Origin of the sequence: Parasphingomonas halimpatiens (genome assembly GCF_036663795.1) — a bacterium.
Lineage (GTDB): Bacteria > Pseudomonadota > Alphaproteobacteria > Sphingomonadales > Sphingomonadaceae > Sphingomonas.
In genome coordinates this window covers 1-23835 of record NZ_JAXOJP010000003.1, presented here as the reverse complement: position 1 = coordinate 23835, position 23835 = coordinate 1, and the positions used below count along the sequence as shown (strand labels likewise).

The 23835-nt window shown below is 64.8% G+C and carries 24 protein-coding genes and 2 pseudogenes; 9 read left to right on the top strand and 17 right to left on the bottom strand.

Translation table 11 applies throughout. From position 1 onward, the window contains the following. Nucleotides 1-104: 104 nt before the first annotated feature. On the top strand, nt 105-917 hold the full coding sequence (locus tag U1839_RS04005; RefSeq protein ID WP_332802384.1) for a universal stress protein: 813 nt from the start codon (nt 105-107) through the stop codon (nt 915-917). Between the two features lie 312 nt (nt 918-1229). Next, nucleotides 1230-2534: a hypothetical protein gene (locus tag U1839_RS04000; protein WP_332802383.1), complete on the top strand. Its 1305-nt coding sequence runs from the start codon at nt 1230-1232 to the stop codon at nt 2532-2534. Here the strand turns inward: U1839_RS04000 and U1839_RS03995 are convergent. The 7 genes and pseudogenes from U1839_RS03995 to U1839_RS03970 form a co-directional block, all read right to left on the bottom strand. Continuing rightward, a complete protein-coding gene (locus U1839_RS03995; protein WP_332802382.1) occupies nt 2492-4489 on the bottom strand; it encodes an acyltransferase family protein in 1998 nt (665 codons plus the stop codon). The two genes, U1839_RS04000 and U1839_RS03995, sit on opposite strands and share 43 nt — an antisense overlap. Before the next feature lie 32 nt (nt 4490-4521). Next, nucleotides 4522-4680 (bottom strand): annotated as a pseudogene (locus U1839_RS26780) (DUF1287 domain-containing protein); the annotation flags it as partial. Then, nucleotides 4650-5024, bottom strand: coding sequence for a DUF1287 domain-containing protein (locus tag U1839_RS03990; RefSeq protein WP_332802381.1), 375 nt, complete (start codon nt 5022-5024; stop codon nt 4650-4652). The pseudogene U1839_RS26780 and the gene U1839_RS03990, both read right to left, overlap by 31 nt. Nucleotides 5025-5179: 155 nt before the next feature. Continuing rightward, nucleotides 5180-5872, bottom strand: coding sequence for an SIMPL domain-containing protein (locus tag U1839_RS03985; protein WP_332802380.1), 693 nt, complete (start codon nt 5870-5872; stop codon nt 5180-5182). Beyond that, the gene (locus U1839_RS03980) at nt 5866-7689 is read right to left on the bottom strand and encodes a M2 family metallopeptidase (protein ID WP_332802379.1); all 1824 of its coding nucleotides are present in this window, start codon (nt 7687-7689) and stop codon (nt 5866-5868) included. Before U1839_RS03980 ends, U1839_RS03985 begins: the two co-directional genes overlap by 7 nt. A gap of 60 nt (nt 7690-7749) precedes the next feature. Further along, on the bottom strand, nt 7750-8511 hold the full coding sequence (locus tag U1839_RS03975; protein ID WP_332802378.1) for an alpha/beta fold hydrolase: 762 nt from the start codon (nt 8509-8511) through the stop codon (nt 7750-7752). Continuing rightward, nucleotides 8492-8938 (bottom strand): GFA family protein, encoded by a 447-nt coding sequence (locus tag U1839_RS03970; RefSeq protein WP_443030563.1) that lies wholly within the window; start codon nt 8936-8938, stop codon nt 8492-8494. The genes U1839_RS03975 and U1839_RS03970 overlap by 20 nt, the downstream gene beginning before the upstream one ends. 93 nt (nt 8939-9031) lie before the next feature. On the opposite strand from U1839_RS03970, the gene U1839_RS03965 reads away from it, so the two are divergent. Genes U1839_RS03965 through U1839_RS03955 form a run of 3 tightly spaced genes read left to right on the top strand, consistent with a single transcriptional unit; the run spans nt 9032 to nt 12087 of the window. After that, nucleotides 9032-9478 (top strand): MarR family winged helix-turn-helix transcriptional regulator, encoded by a 447-nt coding sequence (locus U1839_RS03965; protein ID WP_332802377.1) that lies wholly within the window; start codon nt 9032-9034, stop codon nt 9476-9478. Then, a complete protein-coding gene (locus U1839_RS03960) occupies nt 9471-10559 on the top strand; it encodes an HlyD family secretion protein (protein ID WP_332802376.1) in 1089 nt (362 codons plus the stop codon). The genes U1839_RS03965 and U1839_RS03960 overlap by 8 nt, the downstream gene beginning before the upstream one ends. After that, on the top strand, nt 10552-12087 hold the full coding sequence (locus U1839_RS03955) for a DHA2 family efflux MFS transporter permease subunit (RefSeq protein WP_332802375.1): 1536 nt from the start codon (nt 10552-10554) through the stop codon (nt 12085-12087). Before U1839_RS03960 ends, U1839_RS03955 begins: the two co-directional genes overlap by 8 nt. A gap of 3 nt (nt 12088-12090) precedes the next feature. Here U1839_RS03955 and U1839_RS03950 read toward each other — a convergent pair whose 3' ends face one another. The 4 genes from U1839_RS03950 to U1839_RS03935 form a co-directional block, all read right to left on the bottom strand. Next, entirely contained in the window at nt 12091-12534 is a 444-nt protein-coding gene (locus U1839_RS03950) for a GFA family protein (protein WP_332802374.1), read from the bottom strand. Further along, a complete protein-coding gene (locus tag U1839_RS03945; RefSeq protein WP_332802373.1) occupies nt 12531-13154 on the bottom strand; it encodes a DUF2238 domain-containing protein in 624 nt (207 codons plus the stop codon). Before U1839_RS03945 ends, U1839_RS03950 begins: the two co-directional genes overlap by 4 nt. A 5-nt stretch (nt 13155-13159) precedes the next feature. Continuing rightward, the gene (locus tag U1839_RS03940; RefSeq protein WP_332802372.1) at nt 13160-14188 is read right to left on the bottom strand and encodes an aspartate-semialdehyde dehydrogenase; all 1029 of its coding nucleotides are present in this window, start codon (nt 14186-14188) and stop codon (nt 13160-13162) included. A 66-nt stretch (nt 14189-14254) separates the two neighbouring features. Continuing rightward, on the bottom strand, nt 14255-16528 hold the full coding sequence (locus tag U1839_RS03935) for a S9 family peptidase (RefSeq protein WP_332802371.1): 2274 nt from the start codon (nt 16526-16528) through the stop codon (nt 14255-14257). 355 nt (nt 16529-16883) lie between these two features. Between U1839_RS03935 and U1839_RS03930 the strand changes: the two genes are divergently transcribed. Then, nucleotides 16884-17489, top strand: coding sequence for a DUF5681 domain-containing protein (locus tag U1839_RS03930; RefSeq protein WP_332802370.1), 606 nt, complete (start codon nt 16884-16886; stop codon nt 17487-17489). Between the two features lie 267 nt (nt 17490-17756). Here U1839_RS03930 and U1839_RS03925 read toward each other — a convergent pair whose 3' ends face one another. From U1839_RS03925 to U1839_RS03905, 5 genes are all read right to left on the bottom strand, one after another. Next, nucleotides 17757-18245, bottom strand: coding sequence for a hypothetical protein (locus U1839_RS03925; protein WP_332802369.1), 489 nt, complete (start codon nt 18243-18245; stop codon nt 17757-17759). Between the two features lie 289 nt (nt 18246-18534). Continuing rightward, nucleotides 18535-19974 carry a protein kinase domain-containing protein gene (locus U1839_RS03920; RefSeq protein ID WP_332802368.1) on the bottom strand — a complete coding sequence of 480 codons (1440 nt, stop codon included), beginning with the start codon at nt 19972-19974 and terminating at the stop codon, nt 18535-18537. A 4-nt stretch (nt 19975-19978) separates the two neighbouring features. Continuing rightward, nucleotides 19979-20458, bottom strand: a complete 480-nt coding sequence (locus U1839_RS03915; RefSeq protein ID WP_332802367.1) for a hypothetical protein — start codon at nt 20456-20458, stop codon at nt 19979-19981. A 458-nt stretch (nt 20459-20916) separates the two neighbouring features. Further along, nucleotides 20917-21381 carry a cupin domain-containing protein gene (locus tag U1839_RS03910; RefSeq protein WP_332802366.1) on the bottom strand — a complete coding sequence of 155 codons (465 nt, stop codon included), beginning with the start codon at nt 21379-21381 and terminating at the stop codon, nt 20917-20919. Nucleotides 21382-21579: 198 nt separating this feature from the next. Further along, nucleotides 21580-21771, bottom strand: a complete 192-nt coding sequence (locus tag U1839_RS03905; protein WP_332802365.1) for a hypothetical protein — start codon at nt 21769-21771, stop codon at nt 21580-21582. A 379-nt stretch (nt 21772-22150) separates the two neighbouring features. Here U1839_RS03905 and U1839_RS03900 point away from each other — a divergent pair, with 379 nt between their 5' ends. From U1839_RS03900 to U1839_RS03890, 3 genes are all read left to right on the top strand, one after another. Beyond that, on the top strand, nt 22151-22549 hold the full coding sequence (locus U1839_RS03900) for a glycine zipper 2TM domain-containing protein (protein ID WP_332802364.1): 399 nt from the start codon (nt 22151-22153) through the stop codon (nt 22547-22549). 90 nt (nt 22550-22639) lie between these two features. Beyond that, complete coding sequence (locus tag U1839_RS03895) at nt 22640-22801, top strand: DUF3309 family protein (protein WP_281126205.1); 162 nt, start codon at nt 22640-22642, stop codon at nt 22799-22801. Between the two features lie 113 nt (nt 22802-22914). Beyond that, entirely contained in the window at nt 22915-23721 is an 807-nt protein-coding gene (locus U1839_RS03890) for an SH3 domain-containing protein (RefSeq protein WP_332802363.1), read from the top strand. On the opposite strand, the pseudogene U1839_RS03885 reads toward U1839_RS03890, so the two are convergent. Beyond that, a pseudogene (locus U1839_RS03885) lies at nt 23718-23835 on the bottom strand (IS5 family transposase); the annotation flags it as partial. The gene U1839_RS03890 and the pseudogene U1839_RS03885 sit on opposite strands and share 4 nt — an antisense overlap.

Genomic DNA, 23835 nt, shown 5'->3' with positions numbered 1-23835 from the left:
TTTCGCGCGGCCGATCGCCGCCGGGGATTTACGTCGTTGTACTTATTCCCCGCGCCGCCCCGATCATCTTATCCCGGCAGCATCTCAACAGGCGGCAGTTCACCATGATCACCTCCATCGCGCACCCGACCGACTTCTCGCCCGAGGGGCAAGTAGCCTTCGAACACGCGCTTCGCCTCGCCCTGGTCAATCGCTGCCGGCTCGACGTGCTGCATGTCCACACCCCCGATAGCGACAATGATTGGGACCTCTTCCCGCATATCCGCCCGATCCTGCATCGCTGGGGGTTTCTCGACACCGACGCGACGATCGATGACATATCGAGCAAGACCGGGGTCGCGATCCACAAGGTAGAGATCCGCGATACGGAAACCGCCGATGGCCTGTTGCGCTTCATGCAGAACCATCTGCCCGACCTGATCGTCATGGCGAGCCATGGGCGGACCGGGCTCAGTCGCTGGCTGGGCGGGTCGCTGTCGGCGGAAATGGTGCAAGAGACGCTCGTGCCGACGCTGATCTTCGGCCCGGCGGCAAAGCCCTTCGTCGATGCCAGAAGCGGACAGATCGATCTGAAGACCGTGCTCGTGCCGGTCGATCATGATCCCGCGCCCCAGAACGCCGTCCGCTTGCTGGATGCTGTTCTCGAGGGGCTCACGGTTGCGCGCGACTACATCCATATCGGGGAGGAGGCACCAACCCTGCTCGACGGCCAGCATGTCCGCACGCTTGGCGGGCCGCTGGTCGAAACGCTGCTCGACCAGGCGCGCCACGCCGGCCTGATCGCCATGCCGATGGCCGGACGCCACGGCCTGCTCGACGCGATCCGCGGCAGCACGACCGAGCGCATCGTCAGCGCAGCGACCTGTCCGGTACTCGCGCTACCCGCGGCATATGAGGTCTTCACCGCCGCGGCGTGACGGCTTGGCGGTATTGCCAAGAACGAATTCTCCTCGTCGCGGGCGCGTTCGCGGCGAGAAAAATCCAGCGCGTCAGCGACCACGCGCGCTCCTGCCGTGCCACACGCATCGCAAGCCCCGGGTGAAGGTGGCGTCGGCGCCGCCGTCGCACGCTTGTGCAATTTTCGTGTTTCATGGCAAGGGCCGGCGGTCGCCATCCTGGCCGCCACGCGGAAGCCGATCACGATGTCCCCTTCTCCCGACGGCATGATCGAAACGGCGTCTGCCGTAGATCCCCCCCGTCATGCATCTGACCGCACAGCGTGGGCTGCCATGGTCGACCGTGACACGCGCGCCGCAATGGCGCTCTATGTCGCGCTCGCGATCTGCTTTGCGGTCACCAGTTTCACCAATGACGTCGTGCTCGACATCGTTCGCGGCATCCTGAAGAAATCGGCGGACTGGCCGCTGCCTTCGACGCGACGGATGATCTTCGCGACCGGCGACTATTATGATCAATATCTGCTCGCCTCGATCAAGGACACCGCCTTTGCGGCCTGTCTGCTCGTGCTGGGGTTTCTGCTCCGCCACGCCTTTGCGGCACTGAGACGCGATCTGCCGGGGGCGAAGCGCTGGCGCGACATCCTGATCGCGCTGGCGATCGCCAGCATCTTCCTCTTCCAGATTACGCCGACCGGCATGGGACGCGTCTATGGTTATGTCTCGGTCGAGCCGTTCCTGCAGCAGCAAGGCTTCTACCATCGCCGCATCCTGCTCTCGGTGCTGGCGCACGACCTGCATCTCGGCGGCGTCTTCTACCCCCTGTTCAGCTGGATGATCGCCATCCTGGTCTTCGCACTGGCTGACCTCTATCTGCGCGGCAAGGGACTATTGCTGTCGCGGATAGAGCTTGCCGCGCTGCTGACGGTCGGGATCTTCTCGGCGATGCTCGCGTTGCCCGGTTATGTCGAGGTCGGCGTGCTCGGCCTGACCCTGCTGGCGCTGATCGCGTTCGAGCGCACCGGCCGCAGCACCATCGTTCAACCGGTATGCTTCGGGCTCGCGCTGCTGACGCACGAAACCGCCGCCGTCCTGGCGTTCGGCACGCTCGCGCTTTGCATCTTCGACCGGCGTTTCATGGTCCATTTCGCGGCGATCCTGGCGCTGTATCTTCTGATCTGGCTCGCCAGCTACGGTTTCGATCTCGGACGCGGCACGACGGCGCAGCTGACCGGCGGGAGCAGCAACATCGCGCGGTTCATCCCCACGCTGCCGCTGGTCGCGATCGCGCTGTTCGCCAGCTACAAGCTCGCGCTGGCGGCGATGGCGATGGCGGCGGTGCGGTTCGTCGCGGCACGAGATTTCCGCCGCGCGGCGTTGATCGCCATGGCGACAGTCGGCGGGGTCGCGCTGACGGCGATCGCGACCGACTATACGCGCATGGTCTCGTTCGGCAGTTTCGCGCTGATCGTCGCGCTGCCCGCGGTCGTGCCGCGCCTGTCCGGCCGGCAGCGGCTCGGCTGGGCGCTCGCCAATCTGCTCGTGCCGACGCTGTACGTCGCGGCGCATGCCGGGATCGTCACCTATCCAGGGCTTTACGGCTTCGTGCTCACCCATGCTTTCGGGATGCGCGGCTGATCGGGGAGCGATGCCGCCCATCGCACCGGCTCGACCAGCGCGGAGCCGAGCCGCACCGATCCGAACACCGACAGATGCGTCGCATTGCGATAGAGCAGTTTCCCATCGGCCTGCGCCGGGCAGATACCGTTTTCACACAGTGCGGGAATGGGCGTCCAGATGCGGACACCTTCGCGTCGCGCGATCCGGGCGATCGTCTCGGCTTCCCGACGACGTTGTTCGTTGACCTCCGAGACAGCAAGTTTCGCGCCGGGTCCGCTCAGGAAAACTTCCCGGCGGATGTAATTTATCGGCTGGGCGGGCGTGTCCCGCGCGATCACGACCTTCAGGCCCGAACGACGGATCGCCGCGACGACCAGTTCCAGCTGATCGCCCCAGCTCTTGTCGGAATGCGTCCAGTCACCGGCGACGATGACGCCGACCATCCCCTCGCTGCGACGCAAGGCCGGCAAATCGGCGAGAACGCCGGCGTTGAACCGATCGCACGCGTCACGGGTCGCCCGTCGCGCCGTTTGCCCGACATCGAACCCGGTCGGCGCGCATGCCGCCATCGTGCGCACGACGATACGGACGCCGGTGCTTTGTGCCGCGGCGTCGATCCCATAAGACAGCTGTGACGCGTGTGAATCGCCGTAGAGCAGCACCGATCGCGCCGCGTCATGCTTCCCCAGGAAGCAGCGCGGACCCTGACCGTCGCGGCCGCAGAACGGGAAGTCGCGCTTTTGGGCCAGCCGGCCAATGTTATATTGCGCGAGGATCGCGTTGGGCGGCAACGCCCGGCCCGACCAACGCAGCAATCCCACCGCCGGCAGTACGCACAACAGCAACACGCCGACCGTCACGGCGATCGTCGCCCGGTCTGACATCTGCGCCAATCCGCGTCGCGCGATGATCGGCTTTTCCACCCACCGCCAACTGGCAATCGCCAGCCCCAGTGCCGCCGCCATCAGTAGCGCGGTGGCAAAGGCGCTTACCTGCCCCGCCCACCAGATCCGCGCGAAGGCCAACAGTGGCCAGTGCCACAGATAAAGACCATAGGAGCGCCGGCCGAGATAGATCATCGGCGCCGATCCCAGCGCGCGCGCGACCGGCGTGCGCGGCGCGCTAGGGCCGCCAAGGATCAGCATCGCCGCGCCGACGACCGGCAGCAGCGCGAAATAGGACGGATACAGGACCAGACCGCGAAACAGGACGGTCGATGCTACCAGGGCGGCTAACCCCATCGCGAGCAGCGCTCCCGCCCAGCGCGAGGGTATCGGGCCGATCCGGCTCAGCAACCCGCCCATGGCCAGTTCCCAGGCCCGTGTCGGCAACAGATAGAAGCTGCCGACGGGGTCACGCGGCGTTAGCACAATGCTCGCTGCCAGCGACGCGGCGATGACGATGGCCAGCATGAGAACCACCGGATCGACGCGGCCGAGGCGCCGCCCATCGCCGATCTTCTTCAGTGCGACGAGGATCAGCGGCCAGACAAGATAGAATTGCGCCTCGACCCCCAGCGTCCACAAATGCTGCAGCGGCGACAGTGCGCTGCGCGGCGCGAAATAATCCTGCGCGAGCGCGACGAAATGCACATTGGCGGCAAAGGCCAGCGCCGAAAAGCTGGTCTGCGCGAGGAACGATTGCTCGTCGGGGAGCAATAGCACGAATCCTGCTGCGAGCACGGCAAGCAGCATGACCACGAGCGCCGGCACCAGCCGCCGCGCGCGCCGGGCGAAGAAGGCAACGAGATCGACCCGCCCCGACCGCGCCTGTTCGTCCAGCAGCAGCCGCGTGATCAGGAAACCCGAAATGACGTAGAAGACGTCGACGCCGACGAACCCGCCGCCCGTGCCGCGCACACCACAATGCGCGGCCAGCACCATGCCCACCGCGACCGCACGCAACCCGTCGATATGCCGATCCCGCGACTCATCGCGGGTGTCGATATCAACGGCACCCAATCTTTCCCGCACAGCACCTCCCGCTGGATTCCCCAGCGATAGCGCGCCGCGAGCTGATAGGCGAACAGCATATCCTCCTCGCGCGCGCCGACCCCGATATTGTGGATCACGAGCCAGCCATTCGGCCCACGCCGATCGGACACCAGACCGATATGCGGAATCCACCCCTGGATCAGGCAGAGAAGATGTCGCCGGGAAGCCATCCCGTTCGATCGTTAGGCACCGGCCGTTGCGCGCGATGGCGCTTCAACCAGGTCTGCAAATTCGGCACCCGGCGATGGTCGATGTTGCGATCGGGCGCGCGCAAGCCCCAGCGCTTCGGGTAGGCCGAAAAGGCGGCGCGCATGTCGCTGTTGACCAGAACCTGCAGATCCTGCCTTAACGCATCGCGATAGGCCCGGATCAGAACATCGGTGCACACGCCGCGCTGGCGCGGCACGTCGCCGCCGGGAAAGGCCAGTTTGCTGTAGCCCGAATCATAAGTGAGCGTGACACCCACCTGCCGCCGCGCCGCGGCGATAAGCCGGGTCGCGGCGCTCGGCGTCACTGCCCTGGCGCAGCCCGGCAGAGCGCAGGCCGCGCCCAACCCGGCCAGCAATATACGGCGATCCATCATCCTCGCCATCTGTCCCTGCCTCCGATGGGCAGCTTATCCTGCCTGTCCGATCCGCGGTGTGAAAAAGCCGTGCAGGTCCGGTTCTCTCACGATCCCGGCGTCAGCTCGAACTCGACCAGCAGCGTTATTCTTGTGACGACATTGCCAGACGCCGACGACGTTGCACCTAGCGTCTCCGCCAACTGCCAAGCAACGCGGTTGGGACTTTCCACTTGGTCACTGATCCGCCGCAAGGCCGACACATGCATGCCTAGGGACGCGGCCGTTCGCTCGGCCTTGGCATATGCGAGGGTGAGCGCGGCAGAACGAGCGCGATCGATCGCAGCGGTATCATTTGTCAGGATGCCCGATACGACTGGCTTTGTGACGCCATCCTTCTTGAGCGCCGCCGCAACCCGATCTGCGGATGCCCGATCCGCAACATCGAAGCGAAACTCATCGGACAACGATATCGGTTCACTACCGACCGTATCCGCTACGTCGCCATATTGCTCGTTGCCGATAAATCCCTGCAACGATGACCTGTCCGGTGGCGAAACAGTCGCTGCCATCGCGGCCATCTCGCGCACGATTATGGCATGGTGCTTGTCGATTTCAGCCTGCAGAGAATCGAGTGAGGCACCGCGCGTTATCAACACGCCGGTAACACGAAACCGGTCGGGCGGCGTCTCGACACTACCGTCCGTTACGATTTCTACTCTTACCGGTTCCCGCAACAATGTTGCAGGAACCGGCAGCTCGAAGGCGCCCGCCAACAGCAAGGCGAGCAGATTTACCATCCGCTGGCATGGCCCTTGTTCTGCTTGTCGAGCCACGCCTTCAGCGGCGCGAAATAATCGACCATCGCCTGGCCGGACATCTCGCGGCTGCCGGTGAACGCCTGCAGCGCGTCGGGCCATGGCTTCGATTGGCCCATCGCCAGCATCGCGTTGAGCTTCGCGCCGACCTCCTTGTTGCCGTAGAAGGAGCAGCGATGCAGCGGCCCCTTCCACCCGGCCTGCTTGCACGCCGCCTGGTAGAACTGGAACTGCAGCAGCCGCGCGAGGAAATAGCGCGTATAGGGCACGCTCGCCGGGACATGATATTTGGCGCCGGGGTCGAAGCGCGTTTCGTCGCGCGCGACCGGGGGCACGATGCCCTGATATTTCAGCCGCAGGTCGTTCCAGCCCTTCTCGTAACCGCTCGCCGGGATCGCGCCCGAAAACACGCCCCAGCGCCATTTGTCGATCAGCAGGCCGAACGGCAGAAAGGCGACCTTGTCCATTGCCTGGCGCAGCAGCAGGCCGATGTCCTTGTCGGGCGTCGGCACCTTGGCCTGGTCGAGCAAGCCGATCTGCACGAGGTAGTTGGGCGTGATCGACAGCGCGACGAAATCGCCGATCGCCTCGTGGAAACCGTCATTGGCGCCATTTTCGTAGAGGAAGGGCTGCCCGCTATAGGCGCGCTGATAATAATTGTGGCCGAGCTCGTGATGGATCGTGACGAAGTCGTCGGCATTGACCTTCATGCACATCTTCACCCGGATATCGTCCTTGTTGTCGATATCCCAGGCCGAGGCATGACAGATCACCTCGCGGTCGCGCGGCTTGGTGATCTGCGAACGCTCCCAGAAAGTCGGCGGCAACGCCGGGAAGCCGAGCGAGGAGTAGAAGCCCTCGCCCGCCTTGACCATCTTGACCGGATCATAGCCCTTGGCCGCGAGCAGCGCGCCGGTGTCGAAGCCGAGGTCGCCCGCGCCGGGCGGGGCGACGAGGTCATAGATATTGCCCCATTCCTGCGCCCACATATTGCCGAGCAGGTCGGCGCGGATCGGGCCGGTCTTCGACTGGACCTTGTCGCCATATTTCTCGTTGAGCTTCCAGCGGACATAGGTGTGCAGCGCGAGGTAGAGCGGCTCGACTTGCTTCCACAATTTGTCGGTCAGCGCGGCGAACTGGTCGGGCGTCATGTCGTAGCCGGCGCGCCACAGCGCACCGACATCCTTGTAGCCGAGCTCGACCGCGCCCTGGTTGGCGATCGTCACCTGCCGGGCATAGTCGCCGCGCATCTGGGCACCGACATTGTCGTGCCAGCTGGTCCACATCTCCTGCAGCTTGGCCGGGTCGCGCGTCGTGCCCATCGCCGCCTCGATGTCGCTACCGTTGATCGGCTTGCCGTCGAGCGTGCCGCGACCCTTGCCGTACTGAGACGACATACGCGTGACGATCGTCGCCAGTTCGTCGGCCGCGCCGGGCCTGGTCGGCGCGGGCAAGGTGAGACCGCTGCGCAGCAGGTCGATCTTGCGCGCGGTGTCGACCGACAGGCCCGGAATGCCGGCAAACTTCGCCGCTTCGGTCGCGAGCTTGACCTGCAACTCGGTCTGCCGCGCGCCGGCCTGCGCAGCGAGCGCGTCGGTATCGTCGGTGATGAAGGTCGCGTTGACCCAGGAGATGCGGTTCACATCGACCGACAGCGGCGCAAGCTGCGCCTCGGCCGAGGCGACGAAGGCATCGGCGTCCTTGGCGGTCGGCGCGGCGGTGGGTGCGGTCTGGGCGAAGGCCGGCGCGACGGCGAGCGCCATCGCCAGCGCGGCGAGCGAAGTGGTGAGACGGATCATGAAAAGTCCCTGCGGCTTATCGTTATGGATGCCGCAGACTGTGCCCCGCGCGGCGCAGCGTCAAGCGGCGAGGAAGTCGGCCATCGCTATCCCAAGCTCCGGCGTGGTCACCGCGCTCATGTGATTGCCGGGCACGGCGCGAAAGACGCCGTGCGGCAACGCCTCGGCGAGCGCCGAAGCGGATCCATTGTCGTCATCCTCGTCACCCGACACCACCAGCGTCGGCGCCTCCATCGCCGAAATCGCGGCGAGCGGGGTGTCGACGAACGTATCGAGCACACGCAGCAACGCGGCCGGATCGCCCTTGGTCGTCTTGAGAAACGCCTCGGTCATCCACTCGGTAGATCCGCGTTCGAAACTGCCGAGATGCGTCAGGACATGGCGGAAATATTCGCCCCGCCCCGCCGTCTCGATCAACCCCGCCAGCCCCATGCCCGACAGGATGACGCGGCGCGGCGCAGCGCCATTGGCCAGCATCCGCACCGTCGTCCGCGCGCCGAGCGAATAGCCGCCGAGATCATAGTCGCTCAGACCGAGATGCGCGATCAGCGCCAGCCCGTCGCGCATCAACGCGTCGCGCGGATAGGCCGCGGCGTCGTGCGGCCGTGCGCTGGCGCCGTGCCCGCGCAGATCAGGCATGATCACGCGAAAACCGCGCGCCGCAATCGCCTCGGCATGGCCGTAACGCAGCCAGTTGACCTCGGCGTTCGAGAAATAGCCGTGGATCAGGATGACGGGCCTGCCGGTCCCCAGTTCGCGCCAGGCGATGCGTTCGCCGTCGAAGCTATCGAAAAACTGCGGTTCAGTCGGGGAGATTGCCAAGCGATTTCATCCAGCGGTCAACCAGCGGCTTATGCTCGTTGGTGCGCTTCCCCGGCAAGCCCGATGTGTCGAGCCACGCCTCGTGCCGGCTCTCGATGCTGAAATGCGAGGTCGGCTTGAAGCGATATGGGTCGTCGAAACTCCCGACCGTCAGGTCGATGTTCGGGCTGCCATCGAGATATTTAAAGCTCAGTGAGGTGCCGCAGGTCGCACAGAAGCCCCGCAGCGCCAGCGGTGACGACGCGTAATAGTCAGGTTCGCGCTCCCATCGCACATCGGCCTGTCGCACATTCTTGAACGCCGCCGCCACGCCCCCGATGGCGCGCTGGCACATTCGGCAATGGCATAGATATGCCTCGTCGCTCTCGATCGCCACGGCATATCGCACGCGGCCACATTGGCATCCGCCGGAAACGTCCATCGTCATGCGTTCCTTATAGCGCAAAAGAACAATCAAGCGTGCAACATCCACACGCAACGAGCCTAGCATTATATAAGTATGCTTATTATGTGCGGTGCCATGAGTGATTCCCTCGCCTTTCTGATCAGCGACGTATCGCGCCTGATGCGGCGTCGCTTCGACGAACGGGCCCGCGCGATCGGCGTTACGCGTGCGCAGTGGCGGACGCTGACGACGCTCTCGCGACACGAGGGCATCAACCAGGGCGGCCTCGCCGAGCTGCTCGAGGTCGAGCCGATCACCCTGTGCCGGATGATCGACCGCCTGGCGGAAGCGGGGCTGGTCGAGCGCCGCCCGGACCCGGGCGACCGCCGCGCCTGGCTGATCTTCCTCACCGACAAGGCGAGACCGCTGATCGCGCAGCTCCGCGCGCGCACTGACGGCATGATGGAACTGGCGCTGAGCGGCGTCGATGACGCCGAACGTGCCAGCGTGTTCGAGATCATCGGGCGTATTCGCAACAATCTGAACGATTTCCCGGAAGACAAAGAGGCCAAACATGGCTGATGCAGACCCCAGAATGCCGGCCGCCAGGGTCGACGGCGCCGCTGGCGAACGGATCGAGGTCATCACGACCCCGCCACGGAAGCGCAACTGGGTGCGCATCGTGGTGATGCTCAGCGTGCCGCTGCTTATCGCGCTGGGCGGCGCCTATCTCTGGCTGACCTCGGGCCGCTATCTGTCGACCGACAATGCCTATGTGCGGCAGGACATGATCTCGATCAGCCCGGACGTCACGGGTCGCATCGTCTCGGTCAACGTGCGCGAGAACCAGCGCGTCAAGGCCGGCGACATCCTGTTCCAGATCGACCCCCTGCCCTATCGCATCGCGCTCGAGCAGGCCGATGCCGCGATCGCCACGGCGCGCGTGCAGGTGGCGACGCTGTCGACCGACACCGGCAGCGCAGCAGCCGACATCGCCAGCGCGCAGGCCGACATCGCGCTCGCCCAGGCGACCTATGACCGGCAGGCGGCGCTGATGAAGCGCGGCTTCACCACCCGCGCCAGCTTCGACGCGGCGGCGCACGAGGTCGCCGCCGCTCGCGCGCGCCTCGCCACGGCGCAGGCCTCGGCCGCCAAGGCGCGCAGCCAGATGGGCAGCGGCACCGCCGGTTCGGGCGTACCCGCCGCGATCCAGGCGGCGATGGCCGAGCGCGACAAGGCCGCGCTGGCACTGGCCCGCACGGTGGTGCGCGCGCCCAAGGACGGCATCATCAGCCAGACCAGCCGGCTCCAGATCGGCACGATCACGCCGAGCGGCGTTCCCGCGGTCAGCCTCGTCGTCAGCCAGGCGGCGTGGGTCGAGGCCAACTTCAAGGAAACCGACCTCAATCACATGGCCGTCGGCCAGCCCGCCGAGATCAGCTTCGATGCCTATTCCGGTGTGAAATTGTGCGGCCATATCGCCAGCATCGGCGCCGGTACCGGCTCCGAATTCTCCGTGCTGCCGGCACAGAATGCCAGCGGCAACTGGGTCAAGGTCACGCAGCGCGTCCCCGTGCGTATCGCGATCGACGGCACGCCGAGCCGCCCGATGATCCCCGGCCTCAGCGCCGACGTGACGATCGACACTAAGCCGCATGGCTGACGTCGCCGTCGGCCGGTCGGTGCTGCAGGTGCGGCACCGCTGGCTGGTCACCATCGGCGTGATGGGCGCGATGGTGATGCAGATCCTCGACACGACGATCGCCAATGTCGCGCTGACGCATATGGCGACGAGCATCGGCGCGACGATCGACACCGTCACCTGGGTGCTGACCAGCTACATCATCGCAACCGCGATCGCGCTGCCTGCAACGGGCTGGCTGAGCGACCGGCTCGGCTCGCGCAACCTGTTCCTGATCGCGGTCGGCGGTTTCGTCATCGCCTCGATGCTGTGCGGCACCGCCGTCAGCCTGGAGGAGATGGTGCTGTTCCGGGTGTTTCAGGGCGTCTTCGCGGCCTTCATCAACCCGCTGTCGCAGACCGCGATGCTCGACATCAACCCGCCCGAGCGCGCCGCCAAGGCGATGTCGGTCTGGGGCATGGGCGTGATGGTCGGGCCGATCATGGGCCCGGTGATCGGCGGCTGGCTGACCGACAACTACAACTGGCGCTGGTGCTTCTACATCAACGTCCCTGTCGGCGCGGCAACCTTCGCGATCCTGTGGTTCCTCCTGCCCTCGCGTCCGAAGGTGAAGCGCAGCTTCGACGCGATCGGCTTCGCTTTCATCGGCATCGCCGTCGCCGCGTTTCAGCTGATGCTCGATCGCGGCCAGGAAAAGGACTGGTTCAGCAGCTGGGAGATCTGCATCGAGGCAATGGTCGCCGGCGCCGCGCTGTGGATCGCGCTCGTTCATCTCGCGACCGCCAGCAAGCCCCTGTTCGATCGGCACCTGTTCAGGAACCGCAACCTCACCGTCGGTATGTTCTTCATGATCGTCATCGGCATCTCGACGATGGCGCCGATGGCGCTGCTGCCACCGATGCTGCAGCAGCTGTTCGGCTATCCGGTGGTCGATACCGGCCTGATGATGGCGCCACTCGGCGTCGGCGTGCTGTTCACCATGTGGCTGAGCGGGCAACTGATGGGCAAGGTCGACGCGCGCTATATGGTCGTGGTCGGGCTTGTCATCTTCTCCTTTTCGCTGCGCCAGATGTCGCAATGGTCGCTCGCGATGGACTTCTGGCCGGTCATCACCAGCGGCTTCGTGCAGGGGCTCGGCATGGGGCTGGTGTTCATGCCGCTCAACAGCCTCGCCTTCGCTACGCTCGACGGCCGCTACCGCACCGATGCGTCGAGCCTGCTCAACCTGATGCGCAGCATCGGCCAGTCGGCGGGCATCTCGATGGTTACCGTGCTGCTCGCGCGCAACATCCAGACCAGCCATGGCGACCTCGCTGGCCACATCACCGACAAGTCGATCCCGGCGCTCGATCTCGGCGCGCTCGACAAGTTCGGCGCGCTGTCGGACACCGTGTTCGCTTACGCCGACGGGATGATCAACAAGCAGGCCGCGATGATCGCCTATATCGACGACTTCTACCTGATGGCGTGGATTTCGATCCTTGTCCTGGCGCTGGTGCTGCTGCTCAAGAAGCCCAGGGGCAAGGTCGAGGTGATCCACGCCGAGTGACCGTCATCGCAGGACGATGGCGAGGAACTCGGCGGGTGACGGGCTCTCAGCGAAGCTCGGCACCGCCTCGTCGATGACGATCCACGGCTGCTTGCGCTTGACCCAGATGTGCGCCGCGGGGACGAGCGTGTCGCTGGCGTCGAGCGTGCCGGCGCGGACGACGATGGAACCGGGCAGCCGCGTGTTGTCGTTCCACAACCGGGTGTGACAGGTCGCGCAGAAGCGGTGCGTCGAGGTCGCGCCGCTGTCGGTGTCATAGCCATAGGTGATGATCGGCCCGGTCGCGGTCAGCGCTTCCGCGGGCACGATGACCTGCTGGGTGAAGGCGCTGCCCGACCAGCTCTGGCAATAATTGCAGTGGCAGCAATAGACCTCCGGCATCGCTGGAACGGTGAGCGTGTAGCGCGCGGCGCCGCAGCGACAGCCGCCTTCGAGAAGCTCGGTCATCGCGTCCTCCTCCAGCGTGGCACCACCGCAAGCAGCGCGCCTACGATCGCGATCGCCATATCCTTCTGGGCATCCCATGGATCGCCCTGCTGGCCGTTATAGTCGGATGCCATGTCGGGCGCGACGAGCATGGTGAGCAGCCATTCGAAGATCTCATAGGCGGCGCTTACCATGCCGACGAACAGCAGCGCGTTCCACAGGGCGGCGCGACGCCCTGCCCCACCGAAGCGCTCGTTCGCCTCGGGATAGACCGGCACGGCGAGCACGCCGAACATCAGGTGGACGAAACGATCGAACTCGTTGCGGGCGAGTCCGAAGTTAGCGCTGACCGTGTGGCCGGTCAGGTGGTGGATCCACGAATCATAAGGCACGTTCGAATAGGTATAGCGTCCGGCGAAGGTGTGAATCAGGAAGAAGCCGACCGCCGCCGCGACGGCGCCGTTCGACAGGGGCCAGCGGCGCAGCAGGAAGGGTGCGGCGAGCAGCAGCAGCACCGTCGGCACGTGCTGCAGCGGCGCGATCTCGGGATAGGGCTGGGCGACGTTGGCGAGCGCCACCGCGCCCGCCAGCACGACAAGCAGGAACCGCTGGCGCGGCGGGAGCGCGCGCCAGGAATCCAACAGGGTCAGGCCGCTTTCTTGAGGTGGCGGCGGCCGAGCAGTTCGGCGATCTGCACCGCGTTGAGCGCGGCACCTTTGCGCAGATTGTCCGACACGCACCACAATGACAGGCCGTTGTCGACGGTGGAGTCCTCGCGGACGCGGCTGACGAAGGTGGCGTAGTCGCCGACGCATTCGACCGGCGTGACGTATCCGCCGTCCTCATGCTTGTCGACGAGCATGATGCCGGGCGCCTCGCGCAGGATGCGCTTTGCCTGGGCGGCGCTGATCTCGTTCTCGAACTCGATGTTGATCGCCTCGCTATGACCGACGAACACCGGCACGCGCACGCAGGTCGCGGTGACCTTGATCTTGGGATCGAGGATCTTCTTGGTCTCGACGACCATCTTCCACTCTTCCTTGGTCGAGCCGTCCTCGAGGAAGCTGTCGATGTGCGGGATGACGTTGAAGGCGATCTGCTTGGTGAAGGTCTTGGCCTCGGCGCTGTCGCCGACGAAGATGTTGCGGCTCTGCTCGAACAGCTCGTCCATCCCGGCCTTGCCCGCGCCCGACACCGATTGATAGGTCGCGACGACGACGCGCTTGATCGTGGCGAAGTCGTGCAGCGGCTTCAGCGCGACGACCATCTGCGCGGTCGAGCAATTGGGGTTGGCGATGATGTTGCGCTTCACATAGCCGGCGATCGCCTCGGGGTTCACCTCGGGGACGATCAAGGGCACGTCGGGGTCCATGCGGTAGAGCGACGAATTGTCGATCACCGTGCAGCCGGCGGCGGCGAAGCGCGGCGCGTGGAGCTTGGTCGCCTCCGAGCCGATCGCGAACAGCGCCATGTCCCAGCCGGTGGGATCGAAATTGTCGATGTTCTGGACCTTGAGGGTTTTGCCCGAGTCACCGAAATCGATCACCTCGCCCTGACTGCGCGACGAGGCGACAGCGGCGATCTCCGCGACGGGAAACTGACGCTCGGCGAGGATGTTGAGCATCTCGCGCCCGACATTGCCCGTCGCACCAGCGACTACGATCCGGTAACCCATGACAAACTCCGATAACAAACTGCGCGGCGGCCCATAGCGCCACCCCGCCCGTGTGGCCAGAAAGCTTTACTTGGTCGGCTTGCTCTTCACCTCGCGATCGAGGAAATCGAGGATCGTGCCCCAGACATGCTCGCTGATCCCCGGCCCCGCGACGCGGTGGGTGTAGCCGGGGTAGAACATCATCTCGAACGGGCGGGCGTGCTTCTGCATTTCGGCGGCGAAGGCGGTCGAGTTTTCGAACACGACATTGTCGTCGGCCATGCCGTGGATCAGCAGCAGCGGATCGGCGATCTTCGTTGCCGCGCCGAGCGCGTCGGCGGTGGCATAGGCCTGCGCGTCCTTGGTCGGATCGCCCATGTAACGCTCGGTATAATGGGTGTCGTAAAGCTCCCATTTGGTCACCGGCGCGCCGGCGACGCCGGCGGCGTAGAGGCCCTGATCGGCCTCGAGCATCTTGAGCGTCATATAGCCGCCATAGGACCAGCCATAGATGGCGATCTTGCCGGGATCGACGAAGGGCTGTGCCTTGATCCAGGCGGCGCCGGCGCGCTGATCGGCGACCTCGACGCCGCCCATCGCGCGATAGATCTGGTCCTCGAACGCCTTGCCGCGATTATACGAACCGCGATTGTCGACCTGGAAGTAGATCCAGCCCTTCGACACGAGATATTGCGCGAGCGGATTGTGCCAGCCGCGCGTGACCTGCTGCGCGTGCGGGCCGCCATAATGTTCGAAGAACACCGGATATTTCCGGCCCGCGACGAGCGGCGGGGTGATCATCGAATAATAGAGCGTGGTGCCGTCGGCCGCCTTGAAGCTGCCGAAGGTCGTCGGCTGGTGGGCCTGGAGATAGGGCTGATAGGGATGGCCGGCGCCAACCGCATTCTCGTTGACCCAGGACAGCCGCGTGCCGGCGGTGTCGGCGAGATAGGTCTGTGGCGGCTGGGTGGTGCTGGAGCGGGTGACGATGACACGGCTGGCGGCCTTGTCCATCGTCGCGCCATTCCACCAGCCGAGCTCGGTCAGCCGCGTGACCGCGCCGGGGTGGGCGATGTCGACGCTGTAGAGCTGTTGCGCGAGGACATCGTCCTTGTTGCCGAGGAAGAACACCCGGTGCTTGACCTCATCGACCGCGACGATGTCGGTGACGACCCATGGCCCCTTTGTGAGCTGGGTCCATTTGCCGCGGAAGAAGCGCCAGACATGGCCATAGCCATCGCGCTCCGAGCGCCAGATCAGGCTGCCGTCCTTTTGCGGGAAGACGTCGTGGAGGTTGAGCCAGCTGCGCGCGCCGGCCTTTTCGGTGAACAGGACATGCGAGGCGCCGGTGGCCGGATCGACCGCCAGCATGTCGAGCGTCTTCTGGTCGCGGCTCTGGCGCTGGACGAGCAAAGTCTTGCCGTCGGGCGTCCAGTCGACGCGGGCGAGATAGATGTCGGGGTTGCTGCCGAGATCGACCTTCACGCGGCCGCTGCCGTCGGCGTTCATCACATGGAGCTCGACCAGCACGTTGGGCGTGCCGGCGGCGGGATAGCGCTGGGCGTAGACCCTGGTCCCCTCGGCGCCGATCGCGGCGCGGGTGACGATGCCGACCGGCGCCTCGTCGAAACGCTCGACCGCGATGCGGGCATCGTCGGGCGACCACCAGTAGCCGGTGGTGCGCGCCATTTCCTCCTGCGCGACGAACTCGGCCTCGCCCCAATGCACCGTGCCGGCGCCATCGCTGGTGACGGCGCGCGCGGCGCCGCCGGCGAGTGGCTGCACCATGAGGTTCTGGTCGCGCACGAAACTGACGAAGCCACCACGCGGCGACACGACCGGGTTGAGCTGGCCACCGGGCTTGTCGGTCAGGCGCGAGACATGGCCGTCAAGCGTGGCGAGATAGAGATCGCCGTCGAGCGGAACGAGCAACGCCTTGCCGTCGGGTGCCCAATCATAGGCGACAATGCCCTTTTGCCCGCCGATGCGCGCGCGCTCGCGCTGCATCTTCTCGGCCTCGGACAGCTCGGCGCCGGTGCCGACCTTCTTCGAATCCACCAGCATCCATTCGCGGCCAGTGCGCGTGTCGAGCGCCCAGAGATCGAAACGCTCCTTCTCGTCGGCGCGCGGGCGCAGCGAGGTGAGCAGCGCGCCATCGGGCGACAGCTTGAGCGCGCGCGGTTGCGGGCCGGCGAGATCGGGGCTGGCGAACACGCGGCGCAGCGTCAACGGCTGTGCCGTGGCGTCGGCAGCGGGCGCGGCGGCGCCAGGCGCACCGGCGGGGGCGGCGGGATCAGCAGCCATGGCGGGGGCGCCGAGGCAGGCAAGCATGGCGCCCGAGAGCAGCCAGGACTTCAACATCATCCATCTCCAGTTCCGATGCGCTTTCGCCCGGCGAGCGCGGGGCGCGAGATGCCGCGCTTATTGCGGTGCGCGGGCGCGGCGTAAAGGCCGGCGCGGGCGCGCTCCCTGTTACGCTCGCTGTTCCACTCCCTGATCCTCGCTGTTTCTCGCTGTTTTCGGGCAAAGTGACGTTTTGCGCCGACACGAAGCGCCGCTCGGCGATGTTGGGCAGCGAATACAGCACGTTGCGCCGCTCCCTGTTCGGGCGAACAGCGAGCGTGGCGCGGCGGAACAGGGAGCGGGTGGCACCGGCGTGATTCAACCGTGGCGCGCGCTGTGGTTCAAAAGCGTGTCTCATGATTCGGAGGAATTAATGACCCAGCGTGGAAATGGAATCACGCGCGCGGCGCGGCGCGCGATGTTGCGGACGGTGCGGGCCGGGAGCGAGGCCGAGGTGGCGGCCGATTGCAACGACGCCGCAACCGATGCGGCGGCGTGGCGCACCGGCCATTGCCGCCCGCCGATCGCCTATCGCTTCAAGCCCGGGCAATCGGGCAACCCGGCGGGACGGCCACGGCGGGGCGCGACCGGCGCGCCGGGCGACCGCCTGCCCGGCGCGCACGAGCCGACCAAGGCGATGATCCTCGAAGAGGCTTACCGCATGGTGACGATGCGGATCGGCGAGGAGGAGCAGGAACTGGCGATGAACCGCGCGGTGTTCCGCGCGCTGGGCGAGGCGGCGATCGCCGGCAGCCGCGTCGCGCAGCGGCAATGGGTGCGGATCGTGCGCGAGGCCGAAGCCGAACAGCGCCGCGACCAGATCGCGGTGCATAATGCGGTGGCGTGCCCGATGGGCGGAGTCGTTGACGACAATGGCCGGCGGAAAGGGCCGGACTATGCGGACGAGATCATCGTTGATTGGCGAACCAAGGTGGCGGTGGTGAAAGCGGCGCCGGGAGAGCGGGAGGAGGATGGGTGATGGTGTGGGGGAATTTGGGTGAATGTCCGGCCCGCTTGATGCCAGCGATCGGGGCTTTGCCGTCAATTCCGTGTTCGGTCCCGAACGGCGACCCCGAGCCAAACACTCGACGTTTCTGAAATGAGCACGCCACGACAGAGGATGGGGAAGATTGGCCGTTAGGCTACCGATGGCTTTCGGGTGGTCCGATGCGGCAAGCTGTCAGCCAGAAGCACTCGGCCGTTTCCCGAAAGCTGACGATTATGCTCATCACATTAGTATTTCGCCTCATTCCACCCCGGGCGTATCGTCTTTCGGGCCATGGGAGTCGCCTATACGCCACTCGACCGGGTTGAAGACGACGCGCCGACGGCGGAACTGCTCGAAATCGAGCATGGGCCGGTCGTCGTTGAAGTAACGCGCGATCTGATCTTCGAAGGCAGTAGCGTCTGCCCAGATGCCAACCGTGACGAAAGATCGGAAGTTTCCGAGCGACTGTTCGTCGAGATGCCAAGTTATGAACGGCATGTCGCTCGGACGAAGGGAATCGCTGAGGTACTCGGCGATCAGGCCGGTTCGATCTTCGATGCGGTTTTTCTCCCTCCAGTGGGTGAGGAACTGCTCGACGTAATCGGGCTTAATTCTCCAATGGATCAAAGCGATCATCATGGTTGACGCAGTCACGAGTAGTCCTCCTCTGCCTAACGGCGTTTCATAAACCTCGACTGGTGACGGACGATGTTCAATCGGGACTTCCCGCACCGAAAGGTCGGTCAAACCCGCCTCTTCAAGCGCTCAAGAGGCCATCGGCATTTCTCAGTCGGAGAGCGGAGCAGATCCGCATTCTCGAGCCCGAAGACGGCTGATCGTTGCCTCGCCATTGTCGTCCAGCTCACACTAAACCCATTTGCCATCGCGCTTCTCGGCCTCGAATTCAAGAACGGGCCCCACCTGGTTTAGAACGAACTTGATCACCTCATGCCTCCGTTCGACCTATTGCCCGCCTTCCATCCGTCTCTAGCTGGCGAGGGTTCGCGGTGGCCAGGCTCGAATGCGGCCTCCAGCACTACTCGACAGCGTGATCGGCATTGGCCTGCATGTAGGCTCGGAACTCCGCCTCGCTCATCTTCTCGTGCCGCCCGTCGTATGTGGCGCTCGTCCTGTTGTAGGGCGAGGCGGTGCTGAAAATGACGAACGCGCCCTTCCGATAACGACGAACATGCTTGGCCCCCCTGGCGGCGGGGTCGTCAACATACTCTCCATTGTCCCAAGCATCGGGCGATACGAAACGACCATCGGAAAGCTCGTATATCTCCTCTGCGTAGCCGTTGTCCGTCAGATAGGCCCGCTGGGTTCCGGTGGGCTCTATCGGTGCCGCCTCCAGGCGGAAATAGTTCCACTGGGAGCCCGCCCTAAAGGATTCGAACGTCAGCTTCTCCGGCTTAAGCACCGTGACGAAGCCCGAGTGCAGTTCGATCAGGCCAGCCTCCGTCGCGCGCGTCACACCCGTCACGGTCATCCCCCCACCATCGGGAAAGAACATGTGGTTCAAGGACTGGTTCTGTCCAACGAGCCGAAGAAGCGAACAGATGCTGTCAATGTCGGTCCATGTGGCGGATGATGGCGCGCCAACGGGAAACAGCCGGTTCTGGACCTCGGTCCATTCTCCAAGGTTCCGTTCGTCGAAGTCGTCCATCATGGCGAGCCAATCCGCCAACCTCGCGTGCACGACATCCATCGTCGGTCGTGCAGCAGGATCGTTGTCAGTGCACTCGCCGAGAAGCTCGTCGATCGGCGTTGTGAACACATCGGCCATATAGTTCGACAGCGCGAGATTCCCTGCCGACACATATTGCCCGTCGAACCCGAGCGGCTGCCCGGTCAGACCGATCCAGAGCGTCTTAGCGAAGGAGAACACGTCCGCCGGACCACCGGCCGCTGCGGCCGCAACCCGCCGCATCTCGGGCGCCATCGTGAACTTGGGCCCGACGTCCTGTCGGGCCGGGGTGATGCCGGGTCTTGTCGGATACTTGACCAGGCCGAAGTCTGAGAAGCAGAGGCGGTCGTCCAGCACGAGGATGTTGGCGGGCTTGATGTCGCGGTGGAAGATCTCAAGCGCGTGAAGATCTGCCAACGTCTTTGCCAGAGGCAGGAACTCCGCAACAACCTCGACCGCCGCCCGCTTGGCGATGCGGCTAGCGAACGGAGCGGCCAGAGGCATCGCGAACCAGTGCACCGCGCCCTTACGACCCGGGAGAGTGCCTTGCACGATCAGCGGGACAATGCCCGGAACAGCCACCGCCATGGCGAGAGCCGCCGTCTCTGCCTCGAATCGGGCGAGCGCCTCGGCGTCAACGCGCTTTAGGATTTTTATGGCGGCCGCCCCCCGGCCCGCCTGTTCGGCGCGCCACACTTCGCCGTTGCCGCCTTGACCAAGGCGCCGCGTCAGTCTCCAACCCCCGATCCGGTCCCCGCCGCGAACGCTGCTCCTTGGCTGTCTGGCCATCCGACTAGATCGCTTTTCCAGTGGTCCGACCTGGCCGTCGGACCTGCTGCGCCCGCCTGAGCACTACCAACTGCTCCACGATCAGCCGGGGATCGTAGCCATCCGCCAGATAGGCCTTGACGCCGCTCAGAGCGTCGTCGGCATAGGCGTCTGATCCAGTGAAAGCGTCCGTCGACTCATTTTGCAGCCTAGGCTGCGCGGCATGACCGGCAACGCCCCCGTCCCCGGCCGGCAGGGACTCGCGCTCAAGATCGGCGACGGCATCCACCGCCCGCTCGGCCTCGGCTATGCGAGAGCTCGCATATTTCCACAGACGCTCGACCCGGTCGGTGACCCGCTTCACCTCACCGTTCAGCACCCTCGACACGAAGGGCTGATCCGCGCCGATCGCCTTCGCGATGACCAACTGAACGGGCAGATGCGCGCTCGTCAGCATCCGCGGAAGCCGCTCCAACACGTCCTCTGGTATCTCGTCGTCCCGCATAATTTCCTTGCATACTCACATATTCACATTAAAGCTATGCGTATTATGCGCGGCCTCGGCGGGCATAGTTGCGGCGGCCATCAGCAACAGCGCCACCAATGGTATGGGCATCGATCGATCCCCCACCCCCATCGCGCTTGTAGCGGCGCCAAGCTGAACGAAAGCGGACCGGCGGGATGACGCGCGCAAGTGCCCCGGTTGCCCTCATACCAAATCACAGCCGGCATGATTCTCTTAGGCCCCTCCCCTTCAGGAGAGCGGTTGGGGTGGGGCAGTGCCGCTTACGCTGCGCTTGCGGAGGGGCCCCACCCCAACCCCTCCCCTGAAGGGGAGGGGCTATCGCGGCGTCAGACGATGACGACCTCGACCTGCGCCTTGGCCACGGTGTCGGCGGTCATGGCATCGCCCTCTCCGCCGATCCCGCGCAGGAAGCGCGAGCGAATATCAGAATCGGACCACTAGCCGTGTTTGTCGTCCGCAGGTTTCGGCTGGACTGACCACGCCGCTGGGCTGTCATCCTTATCTGCTGCAGCCACCGCCGCTGTCGCCTGTACCTTGCCGGGCTTGTGATGGGCCGGCGCGTAGACCGTATAGACTTGCATTGGGACCGTGCCGATATTGGTGATGTTGTGCCACGTTCCCGCCGGAACCAAGACACACCAGCCGTCTGAAACTTCCTTTTCGAAAGTCAGTTTATCTTTCGCTGCTCCCATCTGCACCCGGCCGCTGCCCGCGTCGAGGCGCAGGAACTGATCTGTCTCTGGATGTGCTTCGAGCCCAATGTCCCCGCCGACGGGGATCGACATCAGCGTCACTTGTAGATAGCGCCCGCTCCATGCGACGGAACGATAATCTTCGTTATCCTGCGTTGCGCGTTCAATGTCGAACGATTGCGGCTGCGGCCCAATATCCTTGATCGTCATCTTAGTCTCCATTGTGGGCGGGCGCTGAAACGGAACCCCGTTACGACAACGTCAGCGGAATTTATTGATGCGAGTGCTGGTCTGCTGCCACTTGCTGCAGCTTCGCAGGGTTGCAACGTTCTTGTTTTAATTCAAACCATTAGCTTGATCTGGATCAGAGACCCGTTGCAATGCCGGCGCACGGCAACAGGTCGCGGGTCAAGCTGCGAGCAGTTCCTGGACATGATGAGCCACCGGCTCCCGCCCGCGTCGAATACCGACCAGCACGCGTTGGTAGCGTTTGACGAATTGATGGTGGATGCACCGCGCCTCGACGGATCTCGCGGCTAGCGCCAATGCGCGGTGAGAACGCGCTCGCTTCAACAGATAGGATATATCCTTGATGTCCATAACCGCTCCTTCTCCACCAGAGCGTCTCACTTGTTCGTGGCGGTGTCGCTACGGGGTTATCCTTAGACGGCAAATTTGCCGGTCGAAACGCTGATCGCACCGACCGCCGCCGCGGGACGCAAATGCGGGTCATCGAACGCCTTCGGTGGGAGCGAATCGCGCGCTCGAGGGAGCCGTGAGACACCAAATCCAACCGAAAATAGCACGAGCCGCAAATTGTCGCCCGATATTCCCGATGTTGAACGACACAATCGCCAAGTTTTTCGCCGCCTCGGTGGCGCTGCCGGCAACAATATTGATCTGTCGTTGGGGAATCTACGCATAGCGGCATCAATCGGTATCCATAATCTGCTCGCATGGATTTCGAGGGAGAAGGGTCATGCGGATTGCTGTTCTCGGACTGGCTGCGGCAATGCTGATAACCGGTTGCGTCGGCGATGGCGGCACTCACCGCCCGGCCTCCGGATGGAGCCGGTACGACTACAACCACCCCGACCCGTCATATGGCGGCTATGAGGCGGACCGTTATTATCGCGACGATCCGCGTTACCGCGAGCGCCGCCTGTCGCGCCAGGACCGCGTCTATCGCGGACGTGATGGGCGTTACTACTGCCGGCATTCCGACGGAACGACCGGCTTGGTCGTGGGCGCTATTGCCGGGGGCATATTGGGCAACCTTCTCGCGCCGGGCAGGTCAGAAACCCTCGGAACGATCCTGGGCGCGGGTGCCGGCGCGCTGGCGGGTCAGGCAATCGATCGCGATGCGCGATGTCGTTAGGCCCGGTGCCGGAATGGGTGCGGAGCCTCTTTTCTTGCTGACCCAGGCCTCGGTGAGGCGAGTCGGCGAAATCTTTGAAGGAAATTCGATATGCTTGGAATGATACTCGTCGTTCTTCTCGTCATCTTCCTGCTCGGTGGCTTCAGCGGCCGATTCGGGGGCTATGGTTATGGCTTTGGACATGGCGGAATCGGGGTCCTCGGCGTCCTGCTGATCATTGCCGTTGTCCTGCTGCTGACCGGCCGACTGTGATCCGGGCGTCGTAGGGCCGGGCCGGTCGAAGAACTGACGGTGTGCCTGTCGTTCGGCGCTTCGTCCCGCCGCCTCATTCGAAGAGTTCGATTCTGATCTGGAGGAAATATTCCATGCGCAGATTGATTGTCCTATCGACGTTCGCCGCGCTGGCCGTGCCGGCAGGTCCCGCGCTCGCGCAACGGGCGACGGCCGGATATACCGTGCGCACGACCACCATGCGTGCGGGTCCGGATTACGACTACCCCGCCGTGCAGCGCGTCGCGCGCAATGCTCGTGTCGATGTCTATGGCTGCCTGAACGACCGGAGCTGGTGCGACGCCGGCTACCGCTCCGATCGCGGCTGGATCCCCGGCAGCGACCTGGTCGTCGACCATCGCGGCCGACGGAGCGCTGTCTCCTCCTATCCGGGCATCTCTGTGCTGGCGTTCATCTTCGGAAGCTATTGGGACAGCCACTATCGCGGCCGTAGTTTCTACGCCGAACGCCCGCGCTGGGAGCAGCAATATTACAACAACTTCCAGCCGCATTGGGGCCCCCGCCCCCAGGCGCCGCCAGCGTTTCAGCGACAAAACCGACACCCGGCACAATCGGTCCGGCCCCAGCCCCAGCCGCGGATGCAACCCCAGCCCCAGCCGCGGATGCAACCCCAGACCCAGCCGCGGATGCAACCCCAGACCCAGCCTCGACTTCAACCTCAGCCTCAGCCTCAACCGCGACCGCGCGCGACGGACGGACACTTCCGCGCCACTCCGACCCAGGTCGCGCCACCCCAGCTACAGCCTCACCTCTCCCCCGGTGTCGCGCCGCCCGTCAATCCGCCGCCGCCGCCAAATGTGCGCCACTTCGATCCCGCCCATCCGCCAGCGACAACCGAGCAACATCGCGGCAGGAAGGGCGAGGGCGAGAAACACCCCTAGGAGGCGTTGACAAATTGGCGCATCCACAGCCGGATTGAGACGAGGTGGATGAAGCCGAGATAGCTATCGGCGGTTTTGTCATATCGGGTGGCGAGCCGCCGGGCGTTTTTGAGC

Bases quoted from the DNA above. Each gene is read 5' to 3' on its own strand.
- U1839_RS03935 (WP_332802371.1), bottom strand. From the start codon at position 16,528: ATGTTGAAGTCCTGGCTGCTCTCGGGCGCCATGCTTGCCTGCCTCGGC.
- U1839_RS03915 (WP_332802367.1), bottom strand. From the start codon at position 20,458: ATGCGGGACGACGAGATACCAGAGGACGTGTTGGAGCGGCTTCCGCGG.
- U1839_RS03980 (WP_332802379.1), bottom strand. From the start codon at position 7,689: ATGATCCGTCTCACCACTTCGCTCGCCGCGCTGGCGATGGCGCTCGCC.
- U1839_RS03970 (WP_443030563.1), bottom strand. From the start codon at position 8,938: ATGACGATGGACGTTTCCGGCGGATGCCAATGTGGCCGCGTGCGATAT.
- U1839_RS03920 (WP_332802368.1), bottom strand. From the start codon at position 19,974: ATGGCCAGACAGCCAAGGAGCAGCGTTCGCGGCGGGGACCGGATCGGG.
- U1839_RS03895 (WP_281126205.1), top strand. From the start codon at position 22,640: ATGCTTGGAATGATACTCGTCGTTCTTCTCGTCATCTTCCTGCTCGGT.
- U1839_RS03955 (WP_332802375.1), top strand. From the start codon at position 10,552: ATGGCTGACGTCGCCGTCGGCCGGTCGGTGCTGCAGGTGCGGCACCGC.
- U1839_RS03930 (WP_332802370.1), top strand. From the start codon at position 16,884: ATGACCCAGCGTGGAAATGGAATCACGCGCGCGGCGCGGCGCGCGATG.
- U1839_RS03960 (WP_332802376.1), top strand. From the start codon at position 9,471: ATGGCTGATGCAGACCCCAGAATGCCGGCCGCCAGGGTCGACGGCGCC.
- U1839_RS04000 (WP_332802383.1), top strand. From the start codon at position 1,230: ATGGTCGACCGTGACACGCGCGCCGCAATGGCGCTCTATGTCGCGCTC.
- U1839_RS03965 (WP_332802377.1), top strand. From the start codon at position 9,032: ATGAGTGATTCCCTCGCCTTTCTGATCAGCGACGTATCGCGCCTGATG.
- U1839_RS03890 (WP_332802363.1), top strand. From the start codon at position 22,915: ATGCGCAGATTGATTGTCCTATCGACGTTCGCCGCGCTGGCCGTGCCG.
- U1839_RS03940 (WP_332802372.1), bottom strand. From the start codon at position 14,188: ATGGGTTACCGGATCGTAGTCGCTGGTGCGACGGGCAATGTCGGGCGC.
- U1839_RS03985 (WP_332802380.1), bottom strand. From the start codon at position 5,872: ATGGTAAATCTGCTCGCCTTGCTGTTGGCGGGCGCCTTCGAGCTGCCG.
- U1839_RS03910 (WP_332802366.1), bottom strand. From the start codon at position 21,381: ATGACGATCAAGGATATTGGGCCGCAGCCGCAATCGTTCGACATTGAA.
- U1839_RS03905 (WP_332802365.1), bottom strand. From the start codon at position 21,771: ATGGACATCAAGGATATATCCTATCTGTTGAAGCGAGCGCGTTCTCAC.
- U1839_RS03950 (WP_332802374.1), bottom strand. From the start codon at position 12,534: ATGACCGAGCTTCTCGAAGGCGGCTGTCGCTGCGGCGCCGCGCGCTAC.
- U1839_RS04005 (WP_332802384.1), top strand. From the start codon at position 105: ATGATCACCTCCATCGCGCACCCGACCGACTTCTCGCCCGAGGGGCAA.
- U1839_RS03900 (WP_332802364.1), top strand. From the start codon at position 22,151: ATGCGGATTGCTGTTCTCGGACTGGCTGCGGCAATGCTGATAACCGGT.